Genomic DNA, 24,691 nt, shown 5'->3' with positions numbered 1-24,691 from the left:
TGTACTCCTAGACATTCTTCGTAGTGTTCGATGAGGACGGCAGAGCGGGCTCGGCCGCCGGAGCGGCGCCGTAGATCTCGAGAAGGCCGCTGACCTGCCGGGGCACTCCGTAGTGACCGGCGGCGGGCGGCACCGGGAGCCTGACCTGACCGCGTGCCCGCCGCCGCTCGAGCGCGCGGGCGATCTCCGCCGGATCATCGGTGATCTTCTCGGTTCCGGAGCACATCTCCGCGGGCAGGTCCTCCAGCGCAGGGCAGGCGTAATACAGGACCGGGAGTCCGGACGCCGCGCCCTCGAGGACGGCGAGGTTGAACGTCTCCTCCGCGGAGGTGGACACCAGCACGTCCATGGCGTCGAGCATGGACGGCACGTCGGCGACGTCGCCGGTGAACATCACGCGCCCGTTCAGGCCGTGCCTGCCGGCCAGGGCCTGGAGTCTCTCGCGTTCGGGACCGTCTCCGACGATGAGCAGGGTGCCGCAGCGCGTCCCGGCGAAGGCCTCGATGGCGAGGTCGACCCGCTTGCCGGCCGCGAGCCGCCCGACGATGCCGACGACGTAGTCGTCTTCGGCGATCTTCAGGCGGCCGCGGACCGCGGCGCGGCGATCGGGCCGGAAGCCGAAGCGCTGTTCGTCGATCGCGTTGGGGATCATCGCCAGGCGCCGGGGATTCACCCGCCAGGCGGCCAGCCGCCGGTAGACGGTCGGTGACACCGCGATCGTCATGGCGCCCAGCCGCTCCGAGGCCAGGTAGAGCATCTGGACGGCGAGGCCGGCCTTCCGGCCCTCCAGCAGGTTGTCGCCCAGCGAGTGCTCCGTGGCGACGATGCGGGGGGTGCGGGCCAGCCACGCCGCCAGGCGCCCGAAGACGCAGGCGCGGAACAGATGGGTGTGGACGACGTCGTAGCGGCCCCTGCGGATGAGGCGTACCAGGCGCGGCAGCGCGGTCAGATCGCGGTTCCCCCGCATGTCCAGCTGATGGACCCGGACGCCCTCGGCCCGGATGGCCTCGGCCACCGAGCCGGCGTCGCACAGGACCGCGACCTCGCAGTGGACCGGCAGATGACGCACCAGCAGCAGGAGCTGATGCTCCGCGCCGCCGGTCTCCAGGCCGGTGATGATGTGCAGGACACGCTTCATACTCGTGTCCTCCACCGGCATTCGTGGCGCAGGAACTTCGCCCGGAGCCGGTAGGTGGTGTCGCGCTCGCCGATGTAGGTGCGGGGCAGCGCGAACCGTCCCGTCTCCTCCGACGGCCAGATCGCGCAGGCGTAGTCGTATCCGGCCCGTTCGACGGCCTCGGCCTCCCGGGCCGAGACATGGCCGTAGGGGTAGGCGAAGCCCGTCACGGGCTCGCCGATGATCTCCTGGAGGACCTCGCGGCTGCGCACGAGTTCCTCCTCCACCTCGTGCTCGTGCGCCTCGGTCAGCGCGACATGGTTGAGACCGTGGGAGGCGACCTCCATTCCCGCTTCGGCCGCCTCGCGGATCTGCTTCTCGGTCATCAGCGGGCGCTCTCCGCCGTCCCAGGTGTTGTGGCCCCCGATGCGCTGGGCGACGACGAAGACCGTCGCCGTGTAGTCATGCTCGTGGAGGGCGCCGATGACCTGGTCGTTGAAGTCGGCGAACCCGTCGTCGAAGGTCAGGCCGACCAGCCCGCGGGCGTTTCCCGACTCCTTCGCCGTCAGCAGCTCCCGCATGCTGACCCCGCGCAGGCCCCGGGCCTTCAGCCACCGGAGCTGCCGCCCGAATCGGCCCGGCGTCACCGTGACCTGAAAGGGGTCCTCTTCGTACTCGTCGACCGAGTGGTACATCAGTACCAGCGGCATCTTGGCTGTCTTCATTGTGCTCTTTCTCGGAGTTCAGGCCCGGGCCAAGGCGGTCTTGTGCAGGCCGGCGATCGTGGTGACGCTGCCGAAGACGGCGGCGACCGCCGCGGCTCCCACGACCAGCACCAGCAGGGCGGGCGCCGACGGGGGGAGCAGGTGGGAGACGAAGTAACCGGCCGCCGACGCTCCGGCCGCGGTCAGGATGAGGCCGGCCAGCCGTGGCAGGACGCGCTGCGCCGACACGCGGATGGAGGACCGCAGGAACCAGAACAGCAGTCCCGCCGCCACGCTGATGCCCACGGCGTTGGCGAGAGCGAGGCCGATCGCGCCATAAGGACCCACGGTCAGCGCGGCGACGACGGCGGTGGCGATGAGCCCGCAGCCCGTACCGGCCGCGGGCTTCCAGTGCCGAGCGCCATCAGCGAAGAAGGCCCGCGCCAGAACGCCGATCATGGCCTGTCCCAGCAGTCCCAGTGAATAGACCCGCAGGCACAGGGCCGTGGCGGCGGTGTCCCGGCCGCTGAACCTGCCGTGCTCGAACAGCAGCTCGACCGCGGTCGGCGCGAGGGCCACCAGGAAGGCGATGGCGCTGAGCACGAGCGCACCCACCAGGAGCAGGTCGGCTTCCACCCGGCGGCGCACACCGTCGTGGTCGCCGTCGACCGAGGAACGCGCCAGTTTCGGGAAGGTGACGGTGACGATCAGCAGGGAGGCCACCATCGGCACCTGGGCGATCTTCTGGGCGTAGTTCAGGTGGGACAGCGACCCCGCCGCCAGTGATGAGCCGAAGAACCGCTCGACGAAGACCTGGGCCTGACGGCTCAGGGTGTAGGCCACGATCGGAACCACCGACAGCAGGGTCAGCGAGGTGACCGCGCCCCGCGTGACGGCCGGCACGCGTACGCGCCGGAGGAAGCTCGGCAGCTGGACGCCGACCATGAGGAGGCCCCCGATCGCCACTCCCAGGGCGGCCGCCACGACGCCGAGCGTGGAGTGCAGGGTGGCGATCGCCGCCAGGATGCCGATGTTGTAGGCGAGGTAGATCCTCGACGGAGGGCCGTAGTCCTCATGGGCCCGGAGCGTGGCGCTCATGTATCCCGCCAGGCCGAAGCAGGCGACCGCCGCGGAGGTGTAACGCATGCAGGTCGTCGCGAGGTCGTGCTGCGGAAGACCCGGCGCCAGCAGTTCGGCGATCTGGGGGGCCAGCCACGCCGTCGCCAGCATCACCGCGACCAGCGACGCGCTCAGCCGCGGGAGCGTGGCCCTGATCAACGGCCGGACGCTTCCGTGCTCCGCCACCGCTCGCGTGACGGCCGGCACCATGAGAAGGGCCATGGCGTCCTCGATCAACAAGGGCGAGACCGTTTCGGGGATGGTCCAGGCGACCAGGAAGGCGTCCGTGTCGCCGCTGGCCCCGAACAGATGCGCCATCGTCAGGTCCCGGAGGAACCCGAGCGCCGTTCCCGCGGCGATGAAGCTGCCGGACAGCAGCGTCGCTCGCAGAATCGCGTCGCGGCGGAACCGCTGGAGGGTGGCGTTCATCGGGTCGCTCCGTGACATGGGGAGGCGGGAAGGGAGGGCGTGGGCCGGGGACCTGCGGGAGGTGCCGCATCGTGCTCGGGCGTCCGGCGTTCGTCGGCTCGTGAGGCGATGGCCGCGCTGAGGCCGAGCACGGTGGCCAGCAGGACCGAGGTTGGCCCGCCGAGGTCGGAGTAGACGAAGTTGACCAGCAGCCAGGTGAGCAGGCCCGCCGCGATCACGCCGGGCATCTTGCCGGCGGAGCCGAGGCGGCGCCGCAGCCGGGCCAGGAGCGTCACGATCAGGGCGGCGAAGATCGAGGCCCCGACGATGCCCTGCTCGCACAGGATGAGGAGGTACTGGTTGTGGGGTGAGAGCAGAGGCTCGCGCACGAACCCGTTGACCGCGTCTTCGGTGTCGCTCGCGGCCGACAGGTCCAGGGGCGCGTAGGCGTCCCGGAAGGCGGCGAACTGCTTCGGCCCCGTGCCCGTGATCGGGTGGTCGACCCAGATGCGGTAGGCGGTGGACCACAGGTTGTAGCGGTCGCTGACCGACTGATCCGGGCTGCTGGTGAGGTCGGTGATGGACTGGAGCCGCGTCGCGATCAGGCCGGTTCCGTCAGCGGCGGGCAAGGCGCACACGACGAGCAGCGCACCACCGACGATCATGATGCGCAGGGCCCGATAGCCGAAGCAGACCAGGCAGACCAGGACGGTCGCGGCCGCCACGGAGATCCAGCTGCCGCGGCTCAGCGAGCACACCAGGGCGCCGATCTGGACGACGATGACGGCGAGGAGCGCGGCTCTCCGTCTTCCCCGCGCGGAGAAGAAGGAGCAGAGGGTGACGATGAAGCCGATGCCGACGACGGTCGCCATGCCCATGACGTCGAGGGCGCCGAAGGTGCCGACCGCCCTGACCGGCTCTCCGGCGTAACTGGCCCCGTTGCGGCTCAGCGTCTGCCAGATGCCCAGTGCCGCTTCCAGGAAGCTCGCCAGGCCCAGCGCTCCGCACAGGATGGCGACATCACGGCGATCCTCGATCGCCACGATCACGGCGGCGGGGATCGCGATGAAGATCTGCACGAACCGGATGTAGCCGGGCAGGCTGGTGGCGATGTCCTCCGAGGCCAGCGTGACGCATCCGGCCCAGGCGACGAGAAGGGACAGGAAGACGGCCGGGCCGGGGCGCATTCTCCGCCCGTGCCGAACGCCGGCCCAGCCCACCACGACCACGGCGGCCACCGAGGAGACATCCGCCGGGGAGACGTGGAAGGAGGCCTCCAGGTTCTCCCGGCCGGCCGGGACGCAGGCGCTGAGCACGACCGCGGCGATCGCCCAGATCGGTCTTCGCAGGACCGCCCGGCCGCACTCGCGCGCGGCCCGCCACAGGGACACCACGAGCAGGTCGGAGGAGTGGTTCCGCCATCGGGAGGAAGGGAGTGCGGGATTCATCGGGCCTCCTGCGCGGGCCGCGGTCGCGGGTCCGTCACTTCTCCGCCCTGCAGAAGACCTCTTTGACCGTCATAAGGATGATCTTGATGTCGGACCAGAAGGACCAGGTGTCGATGTACTGGTTGTCGAAGCGTGCGCGCAACGCGATCGAGGTGTTCCCTCGCATCCCGTTCACCTGAGCCCAGCCGGTGATCCCCACCGGCACGCGATGGCGTGCGTCGTAGCCCGGAATGATCTCGCTGAAGTGCGCCACGAAGTGCGGTCGTTCGGGCCGGGGGCCGACGAGGCTCATGTCGCCTCGGATCACGTTCCACAGCTGGGGCAGCTCATCGAGGCTCGTCCGGCGCAGGAAACGTCCGACCGGGCCGATCCTGCCGTCGCCCGAGATCGACCAGCGGGTCTCCGCCTCGTGGTCGTCGGCGGGCTGCATGGTGCGGAACTTCAGCACCACGAAGGGCCGGCCGTGCTGCCCCACCCGCGTCTGACGGAAGAGCACGCCCGCGCCTCCCTCCCACCGCACCGCCACGGCGCAGGCGAGCAGAAGCGGCCATACCGCGGCCATCGAGGCCGAGGCCGCCAGCACGTCGAAGGCCCGCTTCGCCGCGCGGGAGAGCCCGCGCGAGGCCGGTGGGCTCAAGGTGACGCAGGCGAAGCCGCCGATGTGCTGCACCCGCGAACGGGAGATCGCGCTCATGGCCAGCGGTGAGGGGATGACGCGCACGTCGATGCCGAGGGCTCTCGCCACCCGGACCGCCTCGGCGGCCTCGGCGTCGGTCACCTCCTCCAGCACGATGATGGCCGACTCGACGTCGAGGATCGGGGAGGGCGTCGCCGAGCCGCGGGCCGTCCGGCCGAGAAGTCCGTCGACGCCCGGCTGGGTGGGGTCGAGATTGCGCAGCCGGCCGATCGGAGCCAGGCCGTGTTCGGGACGGGCGTCCAGCGCCGAGGCGACGGCGTCCGCGACGGGTCCCGCTCCGACGATCACCACGGGCGTCCCGCTGGTGATCCTCGAACGATGCTGATCCAGAATCACCCGGCCCGCCACCGATGCCGTCGCGAACAGGGTGAGCATGCCGATGATCTGCGGACCCGCCGGCGGGGAGAGCAGGCCGGTCTTCGCTTCGTGCGCGATCACCAGTGATGCGGCGGCCAGGAGTGCCGCCCTGCTCAAAAGCGTGACCGTGTTGCGCACGGTCAGATAATTTCGCCGTCCGTACAATTGGGCTTCGAAATTTACGACACAAAGCAGAATCGCCGCCATTGCGGCCCATTCCAGACTTCCCGTGCCGAACCAAACCGCAACCGATGCGGCCGTGAGATCGACCGCGGCCGACCACAGGCCTCGCGCCAGGCGTGCCGATCGGCGCTTTCGCGATGAAGCGGGTGCCGGGACTGCGCTGCGTGGAGAAGGTACGAGGCCGGGCGCGGCAGCCGCGGAGTCGGCGCCCTCCTTCACGATCACACCAGCAGACGTTCCGTGCGCCACCATCTGGTCGTCCTCTCACATGCCCAGCCATGATCAGCGACGAGTTCGGTCCCGGCGGAGCGCCATAGAAGATTCATTCCGCGCTTCCATTTCAATCCCTCACACGATCCCGATTCTCGATTAGAGGCGAGCATTCCACTACGGGAGGACCGGGGGCCGGGATCGGCTGGAAGCTTTATCTAGTGAGAACTCAAACTTGAGCTTGCTCGCAGCCGGCCCGTAATCGTGAATCACGGGGCGTCTTCCGGGGCTTTGTTCGCTTCGGGCGATGCGTACCGTTCATCCGCTCGAAAGGACGCCCTGCGACTCCTACGGATAAGCGCGACAGCAATGAATTGACCAAGGAACGCCAATCCTGACTCTTTCCCCGACGGCGCTCCGCAGATCGTGTTATCAATTGACGCAGTTCGCATCTCCTCCCGGAGAACGAGCTGAATCGATCCCAAGTGAGCTGGAGGCTCAGAATGATGAAGCGGCTTGCTGCTACCGGCATCCTGACTGGTGCGATCGGTGGCGTCCTGTTCGGCGCCGCTGCCCCGGCGATGGCGGGCGACGACGACCCGAGCACCGTGCAGATCATCGGCGTTCAGACCTGCCGTGGCATCGACGTCGCCGGCATCGGTGCTGCCATCCACAACATCCTCGGCGTGACCGACGAGAGCGGCGACTGCGTCAACGGCTCCACGGTCGTCGACCGCGACTAACCTCAGCCGCGCGAGGGGAGGATGGCACCGCGCTCATCCTCCCCGGCTGATCAACGGCTGCGCTGACTGACCGTTCTCCTCGGTCGGCGCGGCCGTATTTTCATTTCCGCCGTCGCGTCGTCCTCTGGACGTCCGGCTGCGCCGCCCGGCCGCCCATGTCATCCGTGACAGTCAGCTTCATTTCCCGGCGCTCTCCCCCATGGCCGCCGATGCCCTTCTGCGCGTCGTGCCGATGAAGCGCCCCTCTCGAAACCGCGGCGGGTCTCCCCATCCCGGCCGCCGTGCCTCCTCGCCCTTCCGTTTCCGCCGCATCTCCCGGTCATCGGGCGAAGGGGCTCACGGAAACGCCGTCGCTCGTGGGCGACGTGGGCGCCCGCCTCCGGGAACGCGGACACCCCATCGGCACGCCTCCGGACGGCCTTCGCTCCGGTAAGCGGACCCAGCGGAGATCAGGGTCCAGAGACGACGGCGTCATCGCTTCCCGGAAACCGGGACGGCCTGTTCGGCGACGACGACCAGTCTCTTCGCGCTGGAACCGAGCGGATGACAGGTGACCAGCGTCAGATAACGGCCGCTAGAGCCTCGGAGCGTGCCGAAGGACCCCGGGTCGACGATCCTCCGGTCGCTGGAGGAGGTGACCCGGATCTCGACCACCTTGTAGGTGTAGGTGCCCGCGGAATCCGCCGCCTCGATCCTGTCCCCTCGCTTCAGGAGGTGCAGGTCGTGGAACGGCGCCGGGCGGGTGGTTCGGTGGCCGAGGGCGACGAAGTTGCCCGGCTCCCCGGCGGAAGCGGTTCCGGGGTAGTGCCAGGACCCCAGATCGAGGGACTCCTCGGTCCGGCCCTCGTAGACGGCGATCTCGCTCTTCGCTCCCAGCGCGGGGATGTGCAGCATCGCCATCATGACCGGCGCGCTCACCATCGCGGGTCGGCCGGGAACCGCCCGCCCGGGATCCGACGCCGCCGCCCGCGAGCACGAGGATCCGAAGAGGGATGCCGAGACCACCGTGGCGCTCATCAGGAGAAAGATCGATTTCTTCATGCCGCCTCCATCATTGAAGAACAAGAAAGGGGGCGCCCCCGTGGCGTCCCCTTCAACCGATCCCCAGGTCCCCGCCGTCAGGGAAGGCGGCGAGGACCCGGGATTCGACGATCATTGAGGCCTCTGCGGGGACGGCGTCGCCGCTCCTGCAGAGGCCTCGGTGTTTCTCATCCGCTTCGACCGGCTGAACGCCGGGTGGTTCTAGCCGAGGAAGCGCCCGCCACCGACCATGAGCGGCAGGCCCTGGACGAGCTTGTGGATCGGGTTGGCCTCGTCGGACTCGGACTGGCCGCCGTTGACCTCGGTGTCGGTCGGCACGGGCAGGATCTTGGAGACCGCCTCGAGCGGGTTGTGGTCGGCCTTCTTCGCGACGGCCTGACGCTGGGTCGAGGGCAGCGACCAGTGCTTGGTGCCGTTGGTGACGCTGGCGCTGCCGACGCAGCCGGCCTTGGAGGTGCCCAGGACCGCGGCGGCGTTGCCGCACAGGTTGACCGGCACGTTGATCGGCAGCTTCGCCTGGTTGCCGCCCAGGATCGAGCCCTTGCCGGAGCTCTTCATCTTGTCGTCGCTGCGCTCGTTGACGACGTGGGCTCCGCCGATGCAGCCGGCCTTGGCGGTGCCGAGGAGCGCGGCGGAGTTGCCGCAGACGTTGATCGGCACGTTGACCGGCACGTTGAGCTGGTTGCCGCCCAGGATCGAGCCCTTGCCGGAGGTCGTCATGCCGTGGTCGTCGTCGCCCCAGCTGGCCTTGCGCTCGTTGACGACGTGGGCTCCGCCGACGCAGCCGGCCTTGGCGGTGCCGAGGATCGCCAGCGCGTTGCCGCACAGGTTGATCGGGATGTTGATGGGGGCGTAGAGCTGGTTGCCACCCAGGATCGAGCCCTTGCCGGAGGTCGTCATGTCATCGCCGTCGGAGGCCTGGCGGGAGTTGTTCACCGAGGAACCGTGGACGGAGAAGGCGGACGACTTGCCGAGCGCCGAAACGGCGTTGCCGCTGACGTTGAGGGGAGCGGCCACGGGCGCCGTGAGCTGATTGCCACCCAGGATGCTGCCGGCGCCGTTGGACGTCGTGTCGGCGTTCGCCGCCCCGGCTCCCATGATGGCAAATCCAGCGGCCACGAGGGCGGCGCGGCTTGCGAACTTGATCCAGCTCTGCATGGTTTCTCCTTGATGTTGTCGAGCGGCCAAGATGCCAGCGCACAGCCGATGGATCTTGGCCGATCGAAAGTCTTAAGTATTCGTACTGTGGCGTCACCTTCATCGAGGTGTCTCGATGGGTCTCGCCTTCTCAGGACTCACGGCCGCCCGACGCAGACAGGCCGCGAGTGAGACCAACAGTTATGCCACTTCCGGGTGCCTCCATGCTGCTCATCAGAGCAGGCTTGATGAAAACTCGACTCATCGTGCCCGTTCTTAAAGCGCGCCTCCCGGAAAGCTGAACTCAGGACGATTTCGGATCTCTCACCTCAGGGATTGACGTGTCGGCCTGGTGTCCCGGCCGCCGCTTGCAGGGCGTCGCCCCTGATCGTCCAACGGAAGCTAGCACAGTTCATAAGTGTGATTCGGCCCCCGGGAGGGAGAATGGAAATGGATGCCCATTACTGGCTGGCCGTTTACTTTCTAGGCCCGCGTTTACCCCGGCCCCGGACGAAACAGACTTCTTCCGCCATCTTTGCCTTTTGGTCGATACCACTCGGCCAAAACCGCCAGAGGCCAGGTAATCGACCACGAGTAAACGGCCCCACAAGAGAATTGCATCTTTGGGCAGGCTGATCACGAATGGTTGACATCACACTTCCGCTGTCATCCAATTGCCGACAACCGCCGCCGGACCAGCGCATGGGGCATCGGCGGCCCTTCAACCCGAAGCAAAATGGAGACACCATGATCAAGCGTATGATCGCGATGACGGTTCTGGCCGCCGGCGCCGGCGCCGGCGCGCTGGCCTTCTCGGCCCCCGCCATGGCGGGCGACGACCCCACGACCGTGCAGGTCATCGGTGGCCAGACCTGCCGCGGCCTGGACATCGTGGGCGTCGGCGCCGCCATCCACAACGTCCTCGGCGTCACCCACGAGCAGGGCCACTGCGTCAACGGCTCGACGGTCGTCGACGACTAGAACCACTTTCCGAGCAGGGTGCCAGAGGTCGAACCTCTGGCACCCTGCTCGTGTTTACGGGGCCGGTTCCCGTACGGGGCCTGCGGGGCAGGGGCCCCAGGTGGTGCGGATGAGGGACTGTTCGGTCGTGGCGAGGTGGAGGGCCGCGGACAGCCAGGCGCGGGCGAAGGGGGTGGGATCGGGGTCGTTGAGGCGGCCGAAGGGGTCCCGGGTGCGGCGGTTCGCCTCGGTGGTGAGGGTGGTGGTGAGGGCGGCGGCGGTGCGGAAACCCGCCCGGTGGAGGAGGTGGGCGGTGGTGTGGGGGTCGGCGGCTCGGGCGGGTTCGGCCACCGCGCGGCGGCCGCCGGCGACCGCCAGTTCGATCAGGCGGCGGGCGCGCCAGAGGGGTGAGGTGGAGAGGGGGTCCTGGGCGGGCGGCATTCCGGGGGGCGGGGGGAGTTCGGCCACGGGCGGGAAGTGGGTGCCCTGGAGGCGGTCGTAGCCGAGGTCGGCGCGGTTCCGCCATTCCGGGGGAAGGCGGAGGGTGGCCTCGGCGTCCGGGACGGGTGCCACCGCCAGGGGGATCAGGGTGGCGGCGCGGTCGGGGTCCAGCCGGGCGATCACGCGGATGCGGAGCCCCGGACGGGAGGCCAGTTGACGGAGGTTGGCCGTGTGGGCCAGGTCGGGATGACGGTCGGCGGGGGTCAGGCGGACCAGGAGGGGGTCGGAGGTCTCCGAGGCCGGGGGGTCCGCCAGGGTCAGGATCTGGTCGCCGGAGGGGCCGATGACCGTCAGGTCGCAGGCGATCAGGTCGCGGGATCGGGCGGTGGCGGTGTCGGGGTCGGCGCCGGGGGCGGTGGAGAGGCGGGCGGTCACGGTTGCGGACAGGGGGCGGGCGAAGAGGGCCGAGGGCCAGTTCGTGCCGGGGATCGGGGTCGCCCGGACGCCCTTGCCCGAGCCCAGGCGGCCGTCGGGGGAGATCGTCGCTCCGGCGATCATCAGGCCGCCGCGGGACAGGCCTGCGTGGTCCAGGGTGGCGCCACCGATGGTCACCGGGGCGGCGGCCGCCCCCCGGGCCCGGGCGGGACCGCCGGGCTTGACGTCGGCGATCGTGAACCAGCGGCCGTCCTCGGCCAGGAGATGGGTGACCACGCCCGCGTACCCCGTCGCGCTGATCACCGGCTCGCGGCAGATCCCCTGGACGCGCAGGGCGCTCCCGGGCTCGTAGGCGCGGCGGGCGGTGCCGATCAGCGCCGGGTCGGGACGGGCCGCCGCCAGCAGGCCCGCGGTCAGGAGGAGCTCGCGCAGGTCGGCGGTCAGGTCGGCCAGACGGTGGCCGTCGCTGCGGGAACGGGCGGAGCGCAGGCCGCGGACGACGCGCAGGGCGGCCGCCTCCGCACGGAAGAGGCCCGCCAGCCGGGCGGTGTGGGCGGCGCGGAGCAGTTCGGCCTGCGGGACCGCGCCCGCCGCCGGGATTCCCGCGGCCAGCGCGGAAGCGGCGGCCGTCCACAGTGCGGCCGCCGCCGCGACCTGGGCGGCCGTGACGGCCACCGGCTCCTCCTCGGCCGTGTCGCCGGGCACCGTCACCGCGGAGGACTGCGGTTCCGCCGGGGCCTGCGCCTCGGGAACGGCGTCGGCGACCGGGCAGGCCACCAGGACGGCCGCACGGTGCAGGCAGCGGGGCGCGAGCAGGCAGGTGCAGGTCGCCTGCCCGGGATCGGTGATCGCGCCGGACGGTCCCGGGGCCAGGGTCACGGTGGCGTCCTCGCCGCAGAGGATCTCCACCGCGTCCTCCCGCCGGGTGACGGGAACCGTCCTGTACTGCTCGGCGGCCGCGTCCAGCTTCTTGCGCAGCCGGGAGGTGAGGCCCTCCACGGCGGAGGCGACCACGTCCGGTACGGCCGGCGGGAACGGGCTCAGGGCGTCAGAGGTCATCGGGTCTCCCCACGGAGGCGGTCGCCGACCCAGCGGGCCAGCGCGAGCGGGCTGAGGGCCGCCACCGGCATCCCGGCGGCGACGAGCTGCCGGGCCACGGGCTCGGAGTAGCGCGGGTTCCCGGTGTCGTCCAGGGCCGCGCAGCCCATCAGGTGGGCCCCCGACGCGGCGAGCGCCCGGACCTCGCCGAGCAGGCCGCCCAGCGGATAGCCCTCCTCGAAGTCGCTGACCACCGTGATCAGGGTCCGGCTCGGGACGGTCATCAGCGACCGCGCGTGGGCGAGCCCGGCCGCGATGTGGGTACCGCCGCCGACCTGCACCTCCAGCAGCAGTGACAGCGGATCCGTCACCCGGTCGGTCAGATCGATCACCTGGGTGGAGAACGCGAGGAAGTGGGTGGACAGGGTGGGCACCCCGCCCAGCACGGCGGCCGTGAGGGCCGACCAGATGACGGACGCCTCCATCGAGCCGGAGACGTCCACGACGAGGATCAGCCGCCAGTCGGCCTCCCGGCGCGACCGCGTGCTGAACACCGGGCGTTCCGGCAGCACGACGGTCCGGCCGTCGTCGAGCCGGTGGGTGTGGGCGAGGTTGGCGCGCAGCGTCCGGGGCAGGTCCAGCCGTCCGCCGGGGCGCCGGGTGGGGCGCGGCGTCGCGAGGCCGGTCAGCGCGGGACGCATCCGCGTGGCGAGTTCCCTGGCGAGCTCGTCCACGAGCCGGCGCACCAGCGGGCGCAGCCGGGCGAGCTGCTGCTCGGGCATGCCGCCCGCCAGGGAGAGCACGGACGTCAGCAGCTCGACCGACGGGCGCACGGACCCGGGATCGAGCTCGGCGAGCACGTCCGTGCGGCCGGCGTCGACGGCCTGGGCCAGGACCTCCTCCCGGACCTCCGCGCCGAACAGGGCGTCGAGTTCTTCCGCCCACTCGCGGGCGGTGGGGAAGGACGCCTCCTGTCCCGCGCCCGTCTCGGCGGCGAAGTCGCCCGCGCCCTCGCCCTTTCCCGCGCCGTACAGCTCGTCGAGGGCGTGGGCGTGGCGGCGGGCGCCGCCGGAGACCCGGTCGGTCTCCCGGCCGAGCAGCAGCCGCCACCGGTCGGTGGTGCTGAGCCGCCGGTCGGCGCCGCCCGCGGTGTCACGGCTCCGGGCCGGGGCGGCGACCGGCTCCCCGGCCTGTGCTCCGTCCTGCGGCCAGAGCGTGTCGAGCACCGAAAGGGCCTCCGCGTCGGCGGCGGCCCACAGGGCGAGCAGCTCGGCGGGGGCGTCGAGGGACAGGTCGATCCGGTCGCCGACGCGTTCGGTGACCGTCTCCAGCAGACGGCCGCGGGCGGCGGGCGCGAGGGCGTCGAAGCCTCCGCGCAACGCGGGCAGGCGGTCCAGGAACTGCTGGTCGGGCAGGCCGTCGATGCGGTCGATCATCGGGTCGAGGGCGGCCGGAGCGCTCTGCAGCAGCGGTCCCGCCGCGACGAGCAGGCCGCCGAGCCGGCGGGACAGGCGGCGGCGCCCGTCGGGTCCGGTGGCGTTGTCGATCCAGGCCGCGACGCGGACGCCGAGCGTCTGGGAGTCGTCCAGGTCGAGCAGCACCCGGACGGCCAGCGCGACGCCCTGCACCATCGGGGAGCCGACCCGCGCCAGGCTGTCGAGTTCCGCGCCCATCCGCAGGCCGAGATGGTGTTCGGCGGCCCGGGCGGCGAAGTCGACGAGCGCGACGGCGTCCTCGGGCCGGTCGCTTCCGGCCAGTCCGGGCAGCGTCCTGACGGCCGCCTCCAGCAGGGTCTCCGTCAGCCCGGACGCGTCCCGCAGGATCTCCGGGGTCGTGCCCGGCAGATGCCCCCTGAGCAGCGCTTCGAGCAGGTCGAGCCCCTCGATCAGCTCGGGGAGGGTTCCGGTGGCGGGGAGGGTGTCGGCGGCGGCCGCGAGCCTGTCCGCGACCAGGGCGGTCAGGTCGCAGTGGGCGGCGGCGCCGAGCCCGGTCAGGATCTGCGCGCAGGTGGAGCCGCCGTCCGCGGCCTCCCTGCGGAAGGTCTCACCGAGCGTTCCGGCCGCGGCCTGGGCCGCCGTGACGCCCCGCACCCCGGCCAGGTCGAGCCGCACCGGCACCGCGGGGGTCCAGGCAAGGCGCCACTTCGTGGAGAGCGCGGACCCGTCGCCGACCCCGCTGACCTGCACGGTCTCGCCGTAGCCGACCCCGCACACCGCGAGCCGCCGCAGCAGGATCTCGCGGCGCCGGTCCAGGTCGGACCTGAGCGGATCGAGCCGCACCTCCCGGGGCTCGGGCGCGTCGGGGCAGGGCAGGCGCAGGGCCGCGAGCTCCCCCTCCACCGACGGCCCCAGCCCGGAACGGGGGGTGCCGGGGGCCACCCGGCCGCGCTCGGTGCCGACCAGCACGGTCTCCAGCGCCCTGGCCAGCGCCCGTCCGCGGCCCAGGGGCTCGCCCTGCCCGAGGACCGTCGTCACCGCCTCGACCAGCTCGCCCCGGCCCGGCGCGGGCAGGCCGCGGAGCCGGGCCAGGTCACCGGCGAGCCGGAGGGCCTCGCTCGCCTCGCCGGTCCCCGCGGTGTGCCCGGCGGCCCGCAGCGCCCGGCAGACGCCGGTGATCGCCCGTGCCGCCGCCTCTTCGACCCGGCCGGGGTCCCCGCCGGACTCCAGGACGGCCTGCTGCCAGCGCGGATCACGGATCCCCGCCGGATAGCCCGACCGCGAGTCCAGCAGGTCGAACGTGTACGGAACCAGCGAGGTGGTCCGTTCCCCGCCCTCCTCGCCCTCTCCTGACGTGCTCGGCGTCGCCGCCAGGGCCGGGGCATGGAACGCCCCGATGACGGCCGCCACGCGCCGCCCCCCGGACGCGGCCCGTCCGATGACCCGGCGCATGTACGCCTCGCGGGCCAGATCCACGGGCGCGACCCCGGTCCCGGCCTCGGCGTCCTGTCTCAGCGCCCAGCCGACGCCGAGGGCGGCCCTGCGGACGGCCTCGGGCGCGCAGCCAGGAGCCAGCACCTCGACGGCCCTGTCCCACAGGTCGTCACCGTCGCGCCCGGTGCCGGACGCGGCGAGCGCCTCGGCGAAGGCGACCGAGTCCACTCCCCCGTCGACGGCCGGAGCCGACCCCGCCGACCAGCCGGGATCGCCCAGCGGAAGATCGCAGCAGAGCACCTGGACGCCGCGCTCGCGGGCCCAGCGGACCGCGGCCAGCTCCGGCGAGAAGTCGGCGAACGGATAGAACCCGAGCCGCTCGTCGGCTCCCACCCCGGCCAGCGCGACCGGTGCGACGGTGCCCTCGTCCGCGAGGTGGGGCAGCCACCGCTGGAAGTCCACGGGAAGCTCGACGCACACCACCTCGGCGCGGGCGGCGTCCAGCAGCGCGGGAACGACGACGGCCAGGGCGGGGCTGTGGTGCCGGACACCGACCAGGAACGGCTGCACGCCCTCGGCGAGGCCGTCGACGGCGGTGCGCGGGTCGAGGGCGCGCGAGTCAGCGGTGACGGTCAACGCAGGTCCTCCCGGAGATCCCAGAGCCGCCGCCACATCGCCGAGCCGTCCTCCGCCCGCCTGCGCACCGGCCCGTCCCAGTAGCCGAGCAGCCGGGCGTGGTCGGACGGGTCGTCCTTGCGCACGACGCCCAGCAGATGCCCGGGCACGAGGTCGAGGGCGTCGCCGTCGCTCAGGTAGGCCTTGGCCACCCCGAGCGAGGCGGCGACCTGGACGGCCTCCGCCGTGGACATCACCGTTCCCGGACGCTCCACGTCCCAGCCCTCGGCGGACCGCCCGGAACGCAGATCACGGAAGACCGTGACCAGTGCCTCCAGCACCGCGTCGTCCACGCCGAAGGACGCTCCGGCGTCGTGGACTGCGGCCGTGGCCTGGCTGCGGACCAGGGCCGTCTCGGCGTCGGCGTCGGAGATGGGCTCCACCGTCTCGAAGTTGAACCGCCGCTTGAGCGCCGCCGACATCTCCGAGACGCCCCGGTCCCGCAGGTTGGCTGTGGCGATCACCGTGAATCCGGGCCTGGCGGGGATCGTGGCGTCCGGGGTTCCGGCGAGTTCGGGCACGCTGATCCGCCGGTCGGACAGGATCGAGACCAGCGAGTCCTGGACCTCGGGCAGGCAGCGGGTGATCTCCTCGACCCTGGCCACCCGCCCGGCGCGCATCGCGGTGAGCACCGGGGAGGCGACCAGCGCCTGCGGGGTGGGGCCCTGGGCGAGCAGCAGCGCGTAGTTCCAGCCGTAGCGGAAGGCGTCCTCGGTGGTGCCCGCGGTGCCCTGCACGGTCAGTTCGCTGGTCCCGCAGACGGCCGTGGACAGCAGTTCCGAGAGCAGCGACTTGGCCGTGCCGGGCTCGCCGACCAGCAGCAGCCCGCGCTGGCCCGCCAGGGTGACGACGCATCTCTCGACGAGGGCGCGTTCCCCGACGAACTTGGGCGCCACCTCCATCCGGTCGGGCAGCGACTCATGGCTCCGGGCCAGCCGCAGCGGCTCGGCGGCTCCGCAGATGAACGTGGTGACGGCGCGCGGGGTCAGCTTCCAGCCCGGCGGCCTGGGGCCGTCGTCGTAGGCGGCCAGGAAGGCGAGTTCGGCGGCGTAGCGGTCCTCGGCCGGCAGCACCTGCCGGGCCGGGGCCTCAGCGATGGAGGTCATCGGGTCTTCCTCTCTCTGGGTTTCTCGGACGGGGGTCAGCGGCGGCGGCCGCGGCGGACCTTGAGCTCGGCGAAGCGCGGCACATCGCCGTCGGCGATCCGCAGGCAGGCCCTGCGGTACAGGTCCGCGACGGGTTCAGCCGGCACCGCCACGCTCAGCGGTGCTCCGGTGCCCTCCCCGACGAGCAGGTCGTACATCGGGAGCTTCCAGGCCTCCATCGGCAGCCGCGGCGACCGGGAGTCGGTCCAGCCGCAGGGCAGGAACAGCGTCCGCCCGGCGCGGCTGCGCTTGGCCTCGACCACGAGGTCCGTGGCCGCCAGCTCGGTCCTGGCCGCCTTGAGCCTGGCCGGCTTCCAGCCGGTCCACCGGGAGGTGGTGCGATCGGTGGGGTCGGGCATGGCGAGCAGGATCAGGTAGACGGTGGCGGCGTCCGCGCCGATCCCGTACCGGGCCGCCGTCTCGGCGACCAGCTCGGGAACCGACCGGGAGGGGTCCTGCGGCCACCAGGTGCCGTCGGCGGCCCGGTCTCCCGCGACCGGGTCGCCCGGGTCGGCGAGCAGCGCGGCGAACCTCTGGTCCAGGGCGATGCGCAGGGCCATCTCCGCCGGGAACGGCTGGGCGGAGTCGCCGCGCAGCGCGGGCAGGTAGGGATCGGCCCCGGCGGCGTCCAGCAGCGCCGTGCGGATCCCCGGCGAGGGCTGGTCGTCGGCGGTGGCCATGATGACCGCGCCGTAGCGTTCGAAGCCCTCGCCGATCTCGGTGGGCGCTCCGGCCACCTTGCGGAAGGCCGTCAGGCCGACGAACCTGTCGAGGTCCAGCACCAGCCCGGGAGCGGCCAGCCGCTCGCGGACGGCGGCCAGGGCGGCGGGCAGCGCGGCCCTGATCGGGTCGCCGGCCGGGAGCCGGTGGGCGAGCCAGGCCGTCAGCGCGACGGTGCCGATGAGCGTCCCCGCGGTGAAGCCGACGGCGTTCTGGTCCTCGGGGACCACCCGGTCGCCGCGCACCACCCACACCAGGTCGCGGCTCAGCCCCGGCTCCCCGGCCGGGTCGAGCAGGGCGCGCAGCGAGGTGGCCGCGTCCCCGTCGGTCCGCACCGCCCGGACCGTCTCCGCCAGCAGCGCCTCGGGCACCGCGGTCCGCCGGCCGACCTCGCGGTTCCACGCCTCGGCCGCGGCGGCGACATCGGGCCCTTCGGTCCACCAGCGGGCCGGGTCGGCGGGCAGCAGCGCCCCGACCACGGACCGCCGCACCCTGCCGTCGACCCGGCGGAGCTCGTCCCTGGCGACGGCAGCGTCGGCCGCCTTGATCCCGAGGACGGCCCGGATCTCGGGCGTCAGGAAGTTCCGCTCGCCGCTGTCGACGCACGGCAGACCGGCGACGATCAGCTTGGCCATGGTCTCGGTCACCCCGGTGAGCCGGGCGAACTCCTCCGCGGCCTCGGGACGCCACGACACGGGACCGGACGCCTCCCATCCGGCCAGGAACGCGGCCAGCCAGCCGGTGTTCCGCCGTTCGCCGACCGGCCTCGAGGAGCGCTCGGTGTAGGGGGCGGGCACCTCGAACCGGCCCTCAGGGTCGTGGTGCAGCGCGGTGAACTCGAAGCCGGGACTCGAGCCCCTGACGTCCAGTACGGCCAGGAAGGCGCCGCCGTCCAGGGGGAGGAGCCCGTGCCAGTGGCCGTCGCGCCGCTTCCCTGCGGCGTCGGTGAGCACCGTCTCGTCGAGGTGGAGCCCGACCCGGCGCCAGCGGGACGGCCGGTCCTCGGCGGTGACCGGGCCCAGGGCGTCGAAGGAGCGCAGCAGCTCGCCGAGCGCCGCCCGCTGCTCGGGGCCGGTGAAGGGGGACGCCGCCCGGACGGACACCGCCGCGCAGCCGTCGAGCATGGCGACCAGGTCCAGCCGGACCGCGGGGAACGGGAGACCGTCCAGATGAACGCCCGGCCCGCCCTCCTCGGCCCGGGGACCGGCGGCGACCGCCTGGTCGAGGGCCCGCAGCCCCTCGAAGACGGAGGTCCCGTCGTCGTTTCCGTACCAGGAGCCCGTGATGCCCAGCCCGTTGAGCGCCTTCTGGAGCAGGTCGTCCGAGGGGCCCGCGGGCTTGCTCTGCGGCACGCCTCCCGCGAGTTCCCGCTCCAGCCGCTCGGCCACCGAGTCCAGCAGCTTCTGCTGCTCCGCGGCATACCGGACGATCTCGGCGATCCCGGCCAGCAGGGCCTGGTGCCCGACCTCCGGCAGCAGGGTGCCCACGGTGGCGGGCAGGTCGTCGTCCGGGTGGGCGGCGGCCTTGAGCAGCGCCTCCGCCGTGGCCGGGTCGATCCTTCGCAGGGCGGCGGAACCCTGCGGATCGCGCGGGCGCAGGCAGTGCCAGAAGGACACCGGCGGCAGGATCGGCGTGCCCGCGGCGAAGCGGCCCGGCGCCATGTCGCTCTTCACCACGGAGGTGACGACACCGTCGGGGTCGACCAGCCGGACCCGGTAGCCGCCGTGGACGACGGACCGCGGCCGGTCGTCGCCGGGCACGAACAGCAGGCTGGACGGCTGGAGCTCCCGCAGGGTGACGGTGTGACCGGCCAGGTCCTCGCCGCGCACGGAACCGTCGGGAAGCTGGACGAGCCGCCAGCCGAGCAGCCCGTTCACCGGGGTGCCCGCCGGGGTCGCCTCCGCGCCGGAGGCGGGCAGCAGCCGCCCGCTGAGGAAGGTGCTCCCCTCGGGGGCGTCGCGGGTGGCGTCGGCGAAGAAGGCGGGCATTCCCCTGCGGCCCTGCCGCCCGCTCACCGGGTCGTGCTCGTGCCATCCGACGGTGTTCGGATCCGTCTCGTCCTGGGCCCAGACCCAGTACGACGTTCCGTCGGTGACGACCGCCCGCTCCCCCGGAACGACGGTGTCGCCGCGGTGCAGCACTCCGGCTCCGGTGGTGCGGCCCCCTCCGGGGACGGGCAGGGTGGCCTGGTCATGTCCCTGGTACCAGTACATGCGGCCGGTCCTGGACCCGGGCGCGTCCATGGTCTCCTGCCGGTCGGCGGAGGTGTGCCAGTAGCCGCGGAGCCCGCCGGACTGCCGGGATCCCCAGTAGACGAGCAGCGAGCCGTCCACGTAGTGGAAGCCGCGGGACCCCGAGTCGTCGGCGGCGGGGATGCGCAGGTCGTGGGTGAGCACGGTGCCCTCGGCGCCGATGACCCGGGCCTGGCCCGCCCCGGCGACGATCAGATGCGGCCAGGCGTCGGCGATGAGCAGGTCGTCGACGTCGGCGGCGCCGACGAGCCCGGCCGCGGCCTCCTCCCAGGCCGGCCAGGCCAGCTCGTCGAAGATTCCCGCCTGGAGCGTCCGGGCGAGGATTCCGGCGAGATCGGAGGTGGCGGCCTCACGGACGGCGTCCTCCGCCAGGGCCAGGACCTCGCCGGGCAGCCAGCCGAGCCGCTCCAGGGCCTCGGGCAGGTCCGGCAGGCCCACGGCGGTCGACCGGCGGGCGACCTCGCGCATCCACTCGGCGAGCATCGGACATCCGCCGGTCGAGGCGGCCAGCAGCCGGAGCCCGGCGAGACCGTCCCTGCCGTTGGAGAACTGGCCGATCCCTCGCAGGAAGGCGGGGCGGAACCGGGGGTCGGCCTCGATCGCCGTCAGGTCCCGGCGGTTCTCGCCTTCGGCCCACCGCGCCAGCGCCAGCGCGTCGTGCCTGCCCGGTTCGGTCACCGGGACGCCCAGCGCCAGCAGCAGATCGAGGAGGTCGACGTCCTCCGGAACCGCCAGCGGCGTCCCACGGTCGGCGATCTCGGCCCGCAGCCGGTCCGCCATCCGCTCGACCAGCGCGTTCAGGCCGGGCGGACGCTCGCGCCGCCGCCATCCCGAGCACCAGAAGGCCGTGAAGCGCTCGAACCAGCCGACGGTGCCGTCCTGCGGCCTGCTCTCCTCCGGGACGGCCGAAGGGTCACAGAGCGCGACGGTGGCTCCGGACTCCTCCAGGATCCCCAGCCAGAGGCTCGGAAGCTCGCCGTCGTCGGCGGCGGGCGTCAGGTTCAGCAGGGTTCCGCGCGTCTCCGGGCGCTGCCGGGCCAGGGTCATGATGGCGCCCTGGTGGGCCTTCCACCAGCCCATGGCCGCGCGCGGGGTCGCCGGAAGCGAGAGCACCTCGGCGATGTAGTCGAGCTCGACCGCCGCGGCGTCCTGACCGGCTCCGCGCGCCAGGCGTCGCAGATCGTTGGTCATCTGGGCCGACGGCGGCAGGCCGCCCGAGGTGCGGCGGACGCAGAGCCGGGTGAAGCGGCGCAGGGCCTCGCCGGCGGGCACCCGGGCGGCGAGCTCCCTGGCGTAGCCGGACAGGACCTTCACCGGAAGGGCGCCGGCCAGCGCGAACTCCAGGAACACGGCGTCGAGGCGCATCTCGTCGATGGCCAGGCCGTGCTCCGCCTCGGCGTTGCGGGCACGGGTGAACATCTGCGCCGCGTAGGTGGTGTTGTCGGCCGCCAGGAAATCGCGGCCCGCCTGCTCGAAGAACGTCGGGAGGAAGTGCGGGACCGCGGCGGCGAGCTGTGCGGCCAGCTCCAGGTAGGCGTCCAGGGCGGCCTTCGGCTTGGACTCGGTCCGCTTCGCCGTGCGCTCCAGCTCCGGGACGACGGCCAGCGCGTGGTGGCCGTCCTCCGGGTGGTGCACGAGCACCCATTCGGGGAAGCCGAGCGAGGCCCGCAGCCCGAGCCCGACCACTTCGGGGTCCCCGGCGAGCTCCAGCCCGAGGAAGCCGGCGGCCAGATCCTCGGCGGCGCCCAGCTCGGCGGCCACCAGCCGGACGACCGTCCGGTCGTCGAGGCCGGGGTGCCGGTAGGCGCGGGCCGTCAGGGGCACGGCCCGCTCCCCCGCTCCCTCGGTGCCGGGGAGCAGCACGGCGCCCGCGGCCAGCAGGTCCGCGGCCTCGGTGTTCACGATCGGCTCGCTCATGAGGTCTTGTCCTCCTCCATCACACGGCCCGCGTGCAGCGCAGCGGCCATCCGCATTCCCTCCGACCAGGCCACCGGCCCGACCTCCCGCAGCGCCAGCGCCCGCCCGTCCTGGTCGTGCCAGGTCAGGGCGCCGGTCTCGGTCTCTCCGTCCCAGTACGGCTCGCCGATCCAGACGGCCGCCTCGGTGGAGCGCCCGCCGTCCCGGATCTGGCTGGTGGCGTAACCGCCGGAGACCCGGTAGCCGAGGGAGCTCGCCCGTGCCGCCAGCCCGAACCGCGAGGAGAACCTGCCGCCGCTGAAATCCCGCACGGAGGTGGCCGCCTGGGCGAGCTCCTCGACGTCCGGCTTGCGCCAGGTGGCCCGGTAGATCTGCTCGACCCGCTGGGTCAGCCCCAGCTCGGCGGCGAACTCCCGCAGGTCCTCCAGGTCGGGGAGCAGCACCGGATGCGGCAGCCGCACCGTGCTCGGGGAGAGCCGGACGGTCTCGCCGTCCAGGTTCACCACGCGCAGTTCGCCGGACTCGGTCGCGTCCCGCAGGAAGCCCACCTCGTCGGGGTCGTCGCCGACCACGGCGATGTCGCGCAGCGCCGACCGCCAGGCCTCGTCGGGCCAGACCCGGCCCAGCAGCCCGGTCGGAACGGGCAGCGACGACACCATCCACGCGTCGACCTGCGCCACGCAGGACGCGGAGTGCCGGTCCAGCCACTCGCTCAGCCGCCGCAGCCGATCCACCTCGGGGTGCTCCCGCAGGGCCTTCGGCAGCGTCTTCAGCTGCCGCCCCGCCGCCCGTCCCGACGTGGCCCGCACGGCCACCCGCCCGTCCACCAGGGCGACCTCATGGCCGTCGCCCGCCTTCAACCAGCCCACGGAACCCGCCTCTCACCTGGAGTCACAGTCACTCTCCGTAGTCATCGACCCGCGCAGAGAATCGCGGCGCGAGGGTGCTCTGGAAACCGGAGGAGACCGGGAAATCCACCATCCCGCTCCGGCAGTGATCAGAACCTAGCGGGCATCACCGACAATCCGGGCCGGAACAAATGCAACGGCTCGATATGTCAGCGGACGGGCCCGGACGCCGGAGAGCCGGCCACCGGAAAGGCGGCCGGCTCGGCGTGGGGTACCGGCATGCGGGGGTCAGGCGAAGGGGGTGGGGGCGGCGGGGCCGAGGGCCTTGAGGAGCCGCTCGGGGAGGGGGACCTTGCCGGTGCCGTCGCGGGCGACGGTGACGTAGGTGATGGTGCCGGTGCAGGTGGGGGCGCCGTCCTTGGCGAAGGCGAAGGCGAGGGTGAAGCTGGTGCGGCCGATGTGGGAGGGGGCCAGGAGGACGTGCGGGGTGTCGTGGAGGCGGATCGCGGACGTCCAGTCGAGGTCGGTGTGGACCACGTGGACGTCGATGCCGGTCTCCTCCCAGGCCGGGTAGGGGAAGCCGATCGCGTCGAAGTAGCCGGTGATGGCGTCGTCGACGTGGCCCAGGTACCACATGTTGAACATGACGCCCTGGCTGTCGATCTCGAAGAATCGCGGGGTGATCGGGTGGGAGTAGGGGGGCAAAGCGGACCTCCGGGACGCCGCGACGTGGTCGGGCGAGCATCTCACGGCAGGTCGGGAGCCCAGAGGCCGGGAGCGCGGGGTCAGGAGCGCAGGAGGCGGAGGACGCCCCTGCCCATGGACCACAGGAGGTAGAGGCCGAGGGCCGCGGCGGCCAGGCGGAAGGGCAGGGAGCGGTCGCCGTTGTCGGTGGCGGCGCCCAGGATCAGGAGGGCGCCGAAGACCAGGCCGAGGAGGGTGCCCAGCCACAGCAGGACGCGCTTCATCCGAGGGGCTCCCATCGTCGTTTCCGACGAAGATAGCAAGGCCGGACGCCCTGTTGATCACCGGTCGGACACGGGTGGGACGCGATCTAAGCGCGCAGGGCGAGCATGAGGGACTCCACGGCCAGGAGCGGGTTGACGTTGGCCGACAGGCGTTCGCGGCAGGCCATGATCGCGTCCAGGCGGCGGACGGTCGACTCGGGGCGGGTCCGGGTGGCGAAGGTGCGGAGTTCGGGGTCGCGGTCGGCGTTGACGAGATGGACGCCGGAGCCGAGCTGGAGCGTCAGGACGTCGCGGTAGAAGGAGGCCAGATCGAGGAGGGTCCGGTCGAGGGAGTCCCGCTTGAGCCGGGTCGCCCGGGACTTCTGCCGGTCCTCCAGCTCCTTCATGGCACCCGCGGTGCCGCGCGGCATCCGGCCCTTCTCCGACTCGCCCAGCGCCTTGCGCATGCTGCCGGTCTCGGCCTCGTTCAGGGCCTCCGTGACGGCCAGCGCGTCCCCCTCGGCGGCCTTGACGACGGTCTCGGCGGCCATCACCGCGGCGCCGACCGTCGTGAGGCGGGCCGGGAGGTCCAGGACGAGGGAGCGCCGCTTGCGGACCTCGGGGTCATGGGCGAGCAACCGGGCCCGGTCGAGGTCGCCCTGGGCGGCCTGGGCGATCTGACCGGCCAGGACCGGGTCGACGCCCTCGCGCTGGTGCAGGACGCCGGCGACGGCCTCCGTCCGCGGCACCCGCAGCGTGACCAGGCGGCAGCGGGAGCGGATCGTGGTGACGAGGTCGTCGGGGGTGGGCGCGCAGAGCAGCCAGATCGTCCTCGGCGGAGGCTCCTCGATGGCCTTCAGCAGCGCGTTCGCGGCGGCCTCGGTGGAGCGCTCGGCGTTCTCGAAGAGGACGATCTGGAACTTTCCGCCGCTCGGGCTGGACGCCGCCCGCAGCACCAGCTCGCGCGTGGCCTTGACCCCGTAGGACAGACCCTGCGGCCGGACCACCTCGAGGTCGGCGTGGGTGCCCTGGAGCACCTGGTGGCAGTCGGCGCAGTGCCCGCACCCGGCGGGGTTCTCCCGGCACTGGAGGGCCGCCGCGAACGCCGCCGCGGCGGTCTCCCGGCCGGAGCCGGGCGGCCCGGTGAACAGCCAGGCGTGGGTCATCCCCGACGCCCCCGACCTGGCCGACTCCACCGCCGTCCGGAGCTGCGCGACGACCTCCTCCTGGCCCACCAGATCGTCGAAGACCGTCATGCCCCCAAGGCTATGACCTCGGG

At 72.5% G+C, this 24,691-nt stretch carries 18 protein-coding genes; 3 read left to right on the top strand and 15 right to left on the bottom strand.

The window, feature by feature from the left end; translation table 11 throughout:
• Positions 1-7: 7 nt before the first annotated feature.
• The 5 genes from ABD785_RS22845 to ABD785_RS22825 are packed head-to-tail and all read right to left on the bottom strand — an operon-like array spanning position 8 to position 6,285.
• Positions 8-1,138, bottom strand: coding sequence for a glycosyltransferase (locus ABD785_RS22845; protein ID WP_344831696.1), 1,131 nt, complete (start codon positions 1,136-1,138; stop codon positions 8-10).
• Positions 1,135-1,842 (bottom strand): polysaccharide deacetylase family protein, encoded by a 708-nt coding sequence (locus ABD785_RS22840; protein WP_344831694.1) that lies wholly within the window; start codon positions 1,840-1,842, stop codon positions 1,135-1,137. The genes ABD785_RS22845 and ABD785_RS22840 overlap by 4 nt, the downstream gene beginning before the upstream one ends.
• 18 nt (positions 1,843-1,860) lie before the next feature.
• On the bottom strand, positions 1,861-3,369 hold the full coding sequence (murJ, locus tag ABD785_RS22835) for a murein biosynthesis integral membrane protein MurJ (protein ID WP_344831692.1): 1,509 nt from the start codon (positions 3,367-3,369) through the stop codon (positions 1,861-1,863).
• Positions 3,366-4,796, bottom strand: a complete 1,431-nt coding sequence (locus ABD785_RS22830) for an O-antigen ligase family protein (protein WP_344831691.1) — start codon at positions 4,794-4,796, stop codon at positions 3,366-3,368. Before ABD785_RS22830 ends, murJ begins: the two co-directional genes overlap by 4 nt.
• Before the next feature lie 34 nt (positions 4,797-4,830).
• Entirely contained in the window at positions 4,831-6,285 is a 1,455-nt protein-coding gene (locus ABD785_RS22825) for a sugar transferase (protein ID WP_344831689.1), read from the bottom strand.
• Positions 6,286-6,746: 461 nt separating this feature from the next.
• On the opposite strand from ABD785_RS22825, the gene ABD785_RS22820 reads away from it, so the two are divergent.
• Positions 6,747-6,986, top strand: coding sequence for a hypothetical protein (locus tag ABD785_RS22820; protein WP_344831687.1), 240 nt, complete (start codon positions 6,747-6,749; stop codon positions 6,984-6,986).
• Positions 6,987-7,457: 471 nt separating this feature from the next.
• Here the strand turns inward: ABD785_RS22820 and ABD785_RS22815 are convergent, their stop codons facing one another.
• A complete protein-coding gene (locus ABD785_RS22815; RefSeq protein ID WP_344831685.1) occupies positions 7,458-7,889 on the bottom strand; it encodes a sortase in 432 nt (143 codons plus the stop codon).
• Between ABD785_RS22815 and ABD785_RS22810 the strand changes: the two genes are divergently transcribed.
• The gene (locus ABD785_RS22810; RefSeq protein ID WP_344831683.1) at positions 7,888-8,145 is read left to right on the top strand and encodes a hypothetical protein; all 258 of its coding nucleotides are present in this window, start codon (positions 7,888-7,890) and stop codon (positions 8,143-8,145) included. The genes ABD785_RS22815 and ABD785_RS22810 overlap by 2 nt on opposite strands.
• 83 nt (positions 8,146-8,228) lie before the next feature.
• On the opposite strand, the gene ABD785_RS22805 is transcribed toward ABD785_RS22810, so the two are convergent.
• Positions 8,229-9,185 carry a chaplin family protein gene (locus ABD785_RS22805; protein ID WP_344831680.1) on the bottom strand — a complete coding sequence of 319 codons (957 nt, stop codon included), beginning with the start codon at positions 9,183-9,185 and terminating at the stop codon, positions 8,229-8,231.
• A 726-nt stretch (positions 9,186-9,911) separates the two neighbouring features.
• Between ABD785_RS22805 and ABD785_RS22800 the strand changes: the two genes are divergently transcribed.
• Positions 9,912-10,145 carry a hypothetical protein gene (locus tag ABD785_RS22800; protein ID WP_344831679.1) on the top strand — a complete coding sequence of 78 codons (234 nt, stop codon included), beginning with the start codon at positions 9,912-9,914 and terminating at the stop codon, positions 10,143-10,145.
• Positions 10,146-10,199: 54 nt separating this feature from the next.
• Here ABD785_RS22800 and ABD785_RS22795 read toward each other — a convergent pair whose 3' ends face one another.
• The 8 genes from ABD785_RS22795 to ABD785_RS22760 all read right to left on the bottom strand — a co-directional run bounded on the left by ABD785_RS22795 (position 10,200) and on the right by ABD785_RS22760 (position 24,668).
• On the bottom strand, positions 10,200-12,059 hold the full coding sequence (locus ABD785_RS22795; RefSeq protein WP_344831677.1) for a hypothetical protein: 1,860 nt from the start codon (positions 12,057-12,059) through the stop codon (positions 10,200-10,202).
• The gene (locus tag ABD785_RS22790; protein WP_344831675.1) at positions 12,056-15,544 is read right to left on the bottom strand and encodes a vWA domain-containing protein; all 3,489 of its coding nucleotides are present in this window, start codon (positions 15,542-15,544) and stop codon (positions 12,056-12,058) included. Before ABD785_RS22790 ends, ABD785_RS22795 begins: the two co-directional genes overlap by 4 nt.
• The gene (locus ABD785_RS22785; protein ID WP_344831673.1) at positions 15,541-16,689 is read right to left on the bottom strand and encodes an ATP-binding protein; all 1,149 of its coding nucleotides are present in this window, start codon (positions 16,687-16,689) and stop codon (positions 15,541-15,543) included. Before ABD785_RS22785 ends, ABD785_RS22790 begins: the two co-directional genes overlap by 4 nt.
• A 35-nt stretch (positions 16,690-16,724) precedes the next feature.
• The gene (locus ABD785_RS22780) at positions 16,725-21,617 is read right to left on the bottom strand and encodes a DNA-binding protein (protein WP_344831672.1); all 4,893 of its coding nucleotides are present in this window, start codon (positions 21,615-21,617) and stop codon (positions 16,725-16,727) included.
• Positions 21,614-22,486 (bottom strand): DUF4132 domain-containing protein, encoded by an 873-nt coding sequence (locus tag ABD785_RS22775; RefSeq protein ID WP_344831669.1) that lies wholly within the window; start codon positions 22,484-22,486, stop codon positions 21,614-21,616. Before ABD785_RS22775 ends, ABD785_RS22780 begins: the two co-directional genes overlap by 4 nt.
• A 267-nt stretch (positions 22,487-22,753) precedes the next feature.
• The gene (locus tag ABD785_RS22770; protein ID WP_344831666.1) at positions 22,754-23,170 is read right to left on the bottom strand and encodes an acyl-CoA thioesterase; all 417 of its coding nucleotides are present in this window, start codon (positions 23,168-23,170) and stop codon (positions 22,754-22,756) included.
• A gap of 80 nt (positions 23,171-23,250) precedes the next feature.
• Positions 23,251-23,433 (bottom strand): hypothetical protein, encoded by a 183-nt coding sequence (locus ABD785_RS22765; RefSeq protein WP_344831663.1) that lies wholly within the window; start codon positions 23,431-23,433, stop codon positions 23,251-23,253.
• Positions 23,434-23,519: 86 nt separating this feature from the next.
• Entirely contained in the window at positions 23,520-24,668 is a 1,149-nt protein-coding gene (locus ABD785_RS22760; protein ID WP_344831661.1) for a DNA polymerase III subunit delta', read from the bottom strand.
• Between the last annotated feature and the right edge of the window lie 23 nt (positions 24,669-24,691).

The sequence above is a fragment of the Actinocorallia longicatena genome, assembly GCF_039534125.1.
Taxonomy (GTDB): domain Bacteria; phylum Actinomycetota; class Actinomycetes; order Streptosporangiales; family Streptosporangiaceae; genus Actinocorallia; species Actinocorallia longicatena.
The sequence above is the reverse complement of the archived record's forward strand: the minus strand, read 5'-3'. Positions and strand labels throughout refer to the sequence as shown.